Origin of the sequence: Kitasatospora sp. NPDC058184 (assembly GCF_042883725.1) — a bacterium.
GTDB lineage: Bacteria > Actinomycetota > Actinomycetes > Streptomycetales > Streptomycetaceae > Kitasatospora.
This window is the reverse complement of record NZ_JBHVVE010000009.1, coordinates 1-7,812: the sequence shown is the minus strand read 5'-3', so window position 1 is coordinate 7,812 and position 7,812 is coordinate 1. Positions and strand designations below refer to the sequence as shown.

Below are 7,812 nucleotides of genomic sequence, written 5' to 3'. Positions count from 1 at the left end.
GAGGGCTCGCCGGGGCGTGCCGACCGCAGCGGTGTCACACGGTCGGCGGACGGCTGTCGGCTGCCGCGGTCAGGCGGCGAGTTCGCCGGCTTGCAGGTGCCAGAGGGAGGCGTAGAGCCCGCGCTGGGCGAGCAGTTCTTCGTGGGTGCCCTGTTCGGCCACGATGCCGCCCTTGTCCATGACGTAGATCCGGTCCGCGTGGCGGATGGTGGAGAGCCGGTGGGCGATGACGACCATCGTCCGGTCGGCCGCGAAGCCGCGGAGCGCGCGCTGGATGGCGGCCTCGGTCTCGTTGTCGACGGCCGAGGTGGCCTCGTCCAGGATGACGACCGGCGCGTCCTTGAGGATCGCCCGGGCCAGGGCGATCCGCTGCCGCTGGCCGCCGGACAGCGCGGAGCCGCGCTCGCCGATCACCGTGTCGTAGCCGTCCGGCAGCCCGGTGACGAAGGCGTGCGCCTCGGCCGTCCTGGCCGCGCCGACCACCGCCTCGTCGGAGGCCTCGAAGGTGCCGTACCGGATGTTCTCGGCGATGGTGCCGTCGAAGAGGAACGGCTCCTGGGAGACGAAGCCGACCGCCTGCCGGAGGTCCCGCCGGGGCAGGTCGCGCAGGTCCCGTCCGTCGAGCCGGACGCTTCCGGAGCCGGCGTCCTGGAAGCGCATCAGCAGCTTCGCGACGGTGGTCTTGCCCGAGCCGGTCGCTCCGACGATCCCGGTGGTGCGGCCGGCCTCGATGGTCAGCGAGAGCTTCTCCAGGACCGGCGGCCGACCGGGGTAGGCGAACGTCACCTGGTCGAGGACCAGTTCGCCCCGGACCGGCTCCGGGCCGAGCGGGCCGCCCGTGCCCTCGGTCTCGACCGGCAGCGCCCGCAGCCGCTCCACCCGGTCGTAGGCCGCCAGCGTCCGCTGGTACTGGTCGACGATGCCGCCGAGCCGGTTCATCCGCAGCAGCACCATCTGCGGCAGGCCGATCAGCGGGCTGAACACCTCGAACGGCAGCGTCCCGTCGAGGACGGAGCGCCCGCCGAGCAGCAGGGTGCCCGCCATCGAGGTGGTGGTGGTGACCCGGACGACCTCCGAGTGCCGGATGGTGCTGCGGTCGGTCTGCTCGCTGCTCTCCCGGGCGGTCTCGCCGAGGTGGTCGATCCGCCGTGCCTCGTAGTCCTCGGTGCAGAAGCTCTTGACCGTGGCGCTCGCCTCCAGGTTGTTGGCCAGCCGGCTGGCGAGCCTGGCCCGGTTCTCGCTGGACACGGCGTAGTCGGCGGCGACCTTGTCGTGGTAGTGGAAGGACAGCCAGGCGACGATCGGGATCGGCAGGAACGCGATCCAGGCGATCTCCGGCGCCAGCAGCAGGAAGAGCGGCACCAGGACGGCCAGGCTCGTCGCCAGCTGGAGGACGTCGTTGGCCGAGGTGGCGAAGAAGCTGCCCAACTGGCCGACGTCGTCGGTCAGGACGCCGGCGACCCTGGTGGTCCGCTGCCCCTCCAGCTGCCCCAGCTCCAGGTGCTGCACGTGGGCGTACGTCTCGTTGCGCCAGGTGTGCTGGATGTCCTGGCCGAGCTTGCGCCATTGGACGCCCGAGGCGTAGGCGAGGCCGGCCACGGCGGTGCAGGTCACGGCCACCGCCCCGGCCAGGGTCCAGAGTTGGGCGGAGGCCGTGGTCACGCCGAGCCGTACGAGCGGCGCGGCCTCGCCCTTGATGAGGATCAGCGCGGTCCAGCCGAGGAAGACCCCGAGCGTCAACTCCGCCGTCTGGCAGGCGACCGAGAGCGCGGAGGCCCGGTAGAGCCGCCGCCGGTGCGGGCCGACGATCTCCAGCAGAGGGTGCCGCTTCCCCTCCGGCGCGTCGTGGGCCGGGGCCTCGGCGGCGGCCGTTCGCCACGCCTTCCGGACCACGTGGGTGGTCGCCGCCGTCACCGCGCCGAGCGCGACCAGGTGCTTGACCCCCACCGAGCGGCGGACGAGCGCGACGGCTGCCGCCACGCCGCCCGCGACCGCCACGGCGGGCCCGAGGTGCTTGCGGCCCCCGGTCGGCACCGTCGGCCCGGGTGCCGGGGCGGACCGCGCGGGTACCGGCCCGGGCCGGGCGGCGCTGTCCGCGACCTGGGCGACGGCCTGCCAGACGGCGCGGCCGACGTCGGCGGCCGTGAGGCCGGGGTCGTGGCGCACCAGGACCCCGCCGGTGATCGGACTGGCCTGTGCCTGGGTGATCCCCGGGATCCTCCGGAGGGCCGCGGCGAGGGTCTCCGCGGCTCTCGGCCGGCCGAGCACCAGCGTGACGTCCCAGCGCTGTCGGCCCGGGATGACCGAGCGCGGACGGACGTCCGGGGCCGAGGGAGCGTGCCCGGCAGCGGCACCCACCAGAGATGACATCTGTACGATCACCTGTTTGCGGAGGTCGCAGAGACCGTCAGGAACCGGACGGGCTGCGACGGATCGGAAGTTCTGAGAAGGGGAACGGCACGGCTGCCGGGCCAGGACGCGGCCGCACGGGCTCCCCGGCCGTCAGCGCGACCTGGCGAAACCGCCGGTCGTACGGATCCTGGGGGTCCTGGCCTCGCCCTCGGCCCGGTCCGCTCCGGCCTCGCTCTCCTCCCCCGGCGGGGCACCGGCGCCGACGGCGCTGCGCTCCTCCTGCTCGTGGGCCGAACCGCCCTCCGCCACCGTTTCGGCGGCCACCTCCGCCGCGAGGTCGTGGACGTTCTCCCCGGCCTCCTGGGCGGCCTTCCGTACTTCCAGCACCACCCCGACGGACGTCTTGACGACGCCCCGCAGCAGCGGCTTGAGCAGGCGCTTGGCCAGCGGTGCGACCAGGAGGCCGATCAGGAAGGGCGGCACTACGGGGGGCATGATGCTCCAACCTCTTCATACATACGGATGACCGGCACCGGCGGGCCGTGCGGGCACCGGAGGATCTCCGCGGGAATTCCCGCACCGGAACAACACCGCCGATCCCCGGGAACCGCCTTCGGACCCATGGGGCGAAGGGCCGCGTCCGGTGCCGATACCTTTTCCGGACACCCCTTCCCGCGCCTTTCGACACGGTAGTCGACCATGGACCATTACAGCCAAGTGGCCTGTTCTTGTTCACTCTTGCGAGTGCTATTCGAGCCCCCGGCAGTAACTTTCCATTTCGTCGGCGAAGCGCTCGCAATGGAAAGGCCGTCGAGCGGGATTCCTCCCGCCCGACGGCCTCCGGCCGGGCCCGGCTGCCCCTACAGCAGCAGCCGGACCGTCAGCGCGACTTGTCGTGACCGGCGGCCGCGCGGGGCTTGACGGCCTTCGCGTCACCGGACTCGTCCTCGACCTCGATCCGCTCGGAGGTCGGCTCGGACTTTCCACCGTTCGACGCCCCCGAGTCCGCGGAGCCGTGGCCGCCGGCCGCCGCGGACTGGTCGGACCCGATCTCGGCGGCCACCTCCGCGGCCAGGTCGTGGAGGTTCTCCCCGGCCTCGTGGGCCGCCTTCCTCACTTCCAGGACCAGACCGACGGATGTCCGGACGACACCCCGCACCACCGGCTTGAGGAGACGCTTGGCCAGTGGCGCGACGACGAGGCCGGCTACGAAGGGCGGCACTACGGGCGGCAGCATGGTTCTCCATCCTGAGCTGTGCAGAATCCCGAGCTGTGCGGACGCACGACGGCCGTGCGGTCACCGGAATTCCCGGGAAACGCTAGTCGAGCCGCATAGGTCGAGACCAAACTTTCCCGACTGGTTCACTCGTGTGAGTGTTTTTCGATCTCCACCGGAGCTCCGCGTGTTCCATTCTTGTTTCACCCAGAGAAACGATTCGGCCAGCCGCACTCGGAAGGATGAATGCGGTCGGAAAATTGACGGCGCGCCAGCCGGCGCCGCTGACACCATGGCCGCCATGCTCCGTCGTGTCCTTCCGGTCCCCCTGGCCGCCGTCACGGCCGCGGCCCTCGCGCTGACCGGCTGCGGCACCACGGCACGCTCCGACACCGGCACCCCGTTGGTGGAGCACGGGACGCTCCGGATCGCGGCGGCCGCCGAGACCCCGAGCTTCGACCCGTACTCGGCCTTCGGCGCCGGGCCCGCCCGCTACGCCTACGACTCGCTGGTGAACGTCGACCCCGACGGCGCGGTGGTCTCCGGTCTGGCCGCGTCCTGGCGGGCGACCACCACCACGGCCGAGTTCACGCTCCGCCCGGGCATCACCTGCTCCGACGGCACGCCCCTCACCGCCTCCGCCGTGGCCCGGGCGCTCACCTACGCGGGCGACCCGGCCAACCAGCTCGCCGGCGCCCAGACCGTCCTGCCGAACGTCCCGTTCACCGCCACCGCCGACGACGCGACCGGCACGGTGTCCGCGACGACCACCACCCCCTACCCCTTCCTCACCCGCACCCTCGGCCTGCTGCCCGTCGTCTGCCCCGCCGGCCTCGACCACCCCGAGAAGCTCGACCGGGCGACCGAGGGCACCGGCCCCTACGTGCTCACCCGCTACACCCCCGGCGGCCCGTACGAGTTCACCGTCCGCGAGGGCTACACCTGGGGGCCCGCCGGGGCGACGACCGCCGCTCCGGGCCAGCCCGCACGGATCGTCATCCCGGTGGTGCCCCAGGCCTCCACGGCCGCGAACCTGCTGCTCACCGGCGGCGTGCACATCGCGATGGTCGGCGGGCCGGACCGCGCCCGGCTCTCCGGCCGGGGCCTGGCCACCGTCGACGTCCCCATGGTGGTCGGGCTGACCTTCTTCAACCACCGGCCGGGCCGCCCGCTCGGCGATCCCGCCCTGCGCCGGGCGCTGGTGGGCGCGCTGGACCGCCAGGGGCTCGCCAATGTCGCGGTCGGCGGCACCGGCCGCCCGGCCTCCGACCTCAGGCCCGCGGGCGGTGTCTGCCACGCGGAGCACGCCACGGCCGACCTGCCCGGGCCGGACGCCGTCAGAGCCCTGGGCGCCGCCGGATGGACCCGCGACGGCGACGGACGGCTGGTCAAGGACGGCCGGCGGCTGCGGCTGCGGGTGCTCGCCGGCGCGGAGCTCGGGCCCGCCCTCTCCTCCGCCGCCGAGCTGATGGCCCGGCAGTGGACGGCGCTGGGCGCGGACGTCCGGCTCGTCACCGAGAACCTGCCCGCGCTCGTCAGCGCCATGTACCAGACCGGCGACTTCGACGTCTCCATGGGCAGCACACCGGGGTTCCCCCTGCCGGCCCAGTTCGCCCCGTTCTTCTCCGGCCCGCCCCCCGCCCAGGGCCTGAACTTCTCCGGCGTCGCCAACCCCGAGTACGAGGCACTGGTCGCCCGGGCCCTCCGGGAGCCCGACACCGCGGGCTGCGACACCTGGAACCGGGCCGCGGCGGCGCTGTTCCACGCGGCGGACGTCCTGCCGATCGCGGACGGCTCGAGCACCCTCTACGGGTACCGCACCACCTTCGCCACCGCCAACGGCGGCCAGATCGTCCCGACCAGCATCCGCCTGCACCGCTGACCGGAGGGGCCGGCGTGCCTCCGGCCCGGTCCCTTCGCCACTCGGGTCACCCCTCCTCGGCCTCCCCGAGGGGGCGCAGCAGCTGGTCGAGGCCGAACTCGAAGCGCTCGTCGAACGCGGTGTCCTCCATGTGCCGGGACACCCGGTCGAGCGCGGGGTAGCCTCCGTCGGCGAGTGCGGGGCCGAGGCTGTGCTCCTCGTCGGAGGCGCGGAGTGCCTGTTCCTCCTGGGTCAGGCCGAGCGTCAGGTACTGGATGCTCCAGAACGTCCAGGCGGCCCGGCGTTCGTCGAGTCCGGTGCTGAGCAGGGCCGCCACGACGTGGTCGGCGAAGCCGAGGGTCGCGGGCTCGGCGGCGTAGGTGCCCGCGACGACGGCCGCGCCGTCGCGGTGGGCGAGCAGGCTGCGGCGGTAGCGGCGGGCCAGTTCGCGCACGCGCTCGGCCGGGGCCTCGGGCAGGTCGGAGAACCGGACCTCGGCGACGATCGCCTCGGCCATCAGCTCCAGCAGCCGGGCCTTGGTCTTGGCGTGCCAGAGCACGGTGTTCATCCGTACGCCGAGGCGTTCGGCCGTGCCGCGCAGGGACACGGCCTCGGCGCCCTTCTCGTCGAGCAGTTCGAGCGCGGCGTTCACCACGGCGGTCGGGTCGAGCCGGGGCCGCGCGGTGGCCCGGGGTTGATTCTTGGTCACCGACCAAGTGTACTGGAGGAGCCATCGTTGGTCATTGACCAAGAAAGGGGGCTTCGCCATGTCCGAAGCCACGCACACCAGCACGCACGCCCCCGCACCGGACGCCACGCACCAGGTCGTCATCGCCGGCGGCGGACCGGTCGGTCTCTGGCTCGCCTGCGAGCTGCGGCTCCACGGCGTCGACGTGACCGTGCTGGAGACCCGGGCCGAGCCCGACCCGCACTCCCGCGCCCTCACCGTCCACCCGCGCAGCCTCGAACTGTTCGCCGCCCGGGGGCTGGTGGCGCCGTTCCTCGCCGAAGGCCTGCGGGTGCCCAGCGGACACTTCGCCTCGCTCACCAGCCGGATGGACTTCTCCCGGCTGGACACGCCCTACCCGTTCACCCTCGCCCTGCCGCAGGCGCGCACCGAGGAACTCATCGCCGCCCACGCCGAGGCCGTCGGCGTCCGCCTGCTGCGCGAGCACCGGGTGACCGGGCTGACCCGGCACGAGGACGCGGTGACCGTCGACGTCGACACCCCGGCCGGGCCCCGGCGGCTGCGCGCGGCCTACCTGGTCGGCTGCGACGGCAGCCGCAGCACCGTGCGCACCGCCGCCGGAATCGGCTTTCCCGGCACCGCCGCCACCCGGTGGGCCTGGATGGCCGACGTCGTCCTCGACGCGCCGCCGGTCGCGCACTCCGTCTCCAACGAGCACGGCACCGTCATGGTCTTCCCGCTGCCCGACGGCCTCCACCGGGTGGTCGGCAACGACGCGCGGAGCGTCCGGGAACGGCCCGATACCCCCACCGTCGAGGAGCTCCGCACCCGGGTGCGCCGGATCACCGGCACCGACTACGGCATGCGCGACCCGCGCTGGATCTCGACCTTCGGCAACGCCACCCGCCAGGCCGAGCGGTACCGGCACGGCCGGGTCCTGCTCGCCGGCGACGCCGCCCACACCCACTTCCCCGCCGGCGGCCCCGGCCTCAACGTCGGCCTCCAGGACGCCGGCAACCTCGGCTGGAAGCTCGCCCAGACCCTCGCCGGCACCGCCCCCGACGGCCTGCTCGACAGCTACCACGCCGAACGCCACCCGGTCGGCGCCGACCTGCTGCGCAGCACCCGCGCGCAGACCGGCCTGATGACCACCTACACCCCGGAGAACCTCGCCATGCGCGACCTGCTGGGCGAACTCATCGCCGGCGTCCCGGAGTTCTCCGACACCCTGGCCCTGCGCTCCGCCGGGCTCGCCGTCACCTACCCGCCCGCCGACCCGTCCGGCGCCCACCCGCTCACCGGCACCCGCGCCCCCGACCTCGCCGTCCACGGCGGCGGCACGCTGCTGCCCCTGCTGCGCCGCGGCCGCTACGTCCTGCTCGACCTCGCCACCGCCCCCGACGCCCCGTCACCGCTCGCGCCGCTGGCCCACGACGTGACGCCCGGCCTCGACGTCCGCACCGCCCCGCCGGCCGACGACCGCCCAGCGGGCCACCGCCCGGCCTGGTCCGGCGTCACCGCCGCCCTCGTCCGCCCCGACGGCCACCTCGCCTGGCTCTCCACCGAGGCCGACGCCCGCGACGCCGCCCGCGACGCGGTCACGGCGACCCTCGCCCGCCGGTAGCCACCGACCGCGGCCGTACGGGCGCGAACGCGCGGGGCGGTGGTCTTCGCGGAGTTCCCCACCGCGAAGAC

At 74.0% G+C, this 7,812-nt stretch carries 6 protein-coding genes; 2 read left to right on the top strand and 4 right to left on the bottom strand.

Features of this window, described 5'->3' with window-relative positions; genetic code table 11:
• Positions 1-69: 69 nt before the first annotated feature.
• From ACFVXH_RS18660 to ACFVXH_RS18650, 3 genes are all read right to left on the bottom strand, one after another.
• Complete coding sequence (locus tag ACFVXH_RS18660; RefSeq protein ID WP_387825011.1) at positions 70-2,370, bottom strand: ATP-binding cassette domain-containing protein; 2,301 nt, start codon at positions 2,368-2,370, stop codon at positions 70-72.
• Between the two features lie 132 nt (positions 2,371-2,502).
• Positions 2,503-2,847 carry a DUF5132 domain-containing protein gene (locus ACFVXH_RS18655; RefSeq protein WP_387825008.1) on the bottom strand — a complete coding sequence of 115 codons (345 nt, stop codon included), beginning with the start codon at positions 2,845-2,847 and terminating at the stop codon, positions 2,503-2,505.
• Between the two features lie 385 nt (positions 2,848-3,232).
• Entirely contained in the window at positions 3,233-3,589 is a 357-nt protein-coding gene (locus tag ACFVXH_RS18650) for a DUF5132 domain-containing protein (RefSeq protein WP_387825005.1), read from the bottom strand.
• Positions 3,590-3,869: 280 nt separating this feature from the next.
• Between ACFVXH_RS18650 and ACFVXH_RS18645 the strand changes: the two genes are divergently transcribed.
• Complete coding sequence (locus tag ACFVXH_RS18645; RefSeq protein ID WP_387825002.1) at positions 3,870-5,450, top strand: ABC transporter substrate-binding protein; 1,581 nt, start codon at positions 3,870-3,872, stop codon at positions 5,448-5,450.
• Between the two features lie 46 nt (positions 5,451-5,496).
• On the opposite strand, the gene ACFVXH_RS18640 is transcribed toward ACFVXH_RS18645, so the two are convergent.
• Positions 5,497-6,138 carry a TetR/AcrR family transcriptional regulator C-terminal domain-containing protein gene (locus ACFVXH_RS18640; protein ID WP_387824999.1) on the bottom strand — a complete coding sequence of 214 codons (642 nt, stop codon included), beginning with the start codon at positions 6,136-6,138 and terminating at the stop codon, positions 5,497-5,499.
• A 58-nt stretch (positions 6,139-6,196) separates the two neighbouring features.
• On the opposite strand from ACFVXH_RS18640, the gene ACFVXH_RS18635 reads away from it, so the two are divergent.
• Positions 6,197-7,741 (top strand): FAD-dependent monooxygenase, encoded by a 1,545-nt coding sequence (locus ACFVXH_RS18635; RefSeq protein WP_387824997.1) that lies wholly within the window; start codon positions 6,197-6,199, stop codon positions 7,739-7,741.
• Positions 7,742-7,812: the final 71 nt, after the last annotated feature.

Coding starts and splice junctions, on each gene's coding strand:
- ACFVXH_RS18650 (WP_387825005.1), bottom strand. CDS start 3,589: ATGCTGCCGCCCGTAGTGCCGCCCTTCGTAGCCGGCCTCGTCGTCGCG.
- ACFVXH_RS18645 (WP_387825002.1), top strand. CDS start 3,870: ATGCTCCGTCGTGTCCTTCCGGTCCCCCTGGCCGCCGTCACGGCCGCG.
- ACFVXH_RS18635 (WP_387824997.1), top strand. CDS start 6,197: ATGTCCGAAGCCACGCACACCAGCACGCACGCCCCCGCACCGGACGCC.
- ACFVXH_RS18655 (WP_387825008.1), bottom strand. CDS start 2,847: ATGCCCCCCGTAGTGCCGCCCTTCCTGATCGGCCTCCTGGTCGCACCG.
- ACFVXH_RS18660 (WP_387825011.1), bottom strand. CDS start 2,370: ATGTCATCTCTGGTGGGTGCCGCTGCCGGGCACGCTCCCTCGGCCCCG.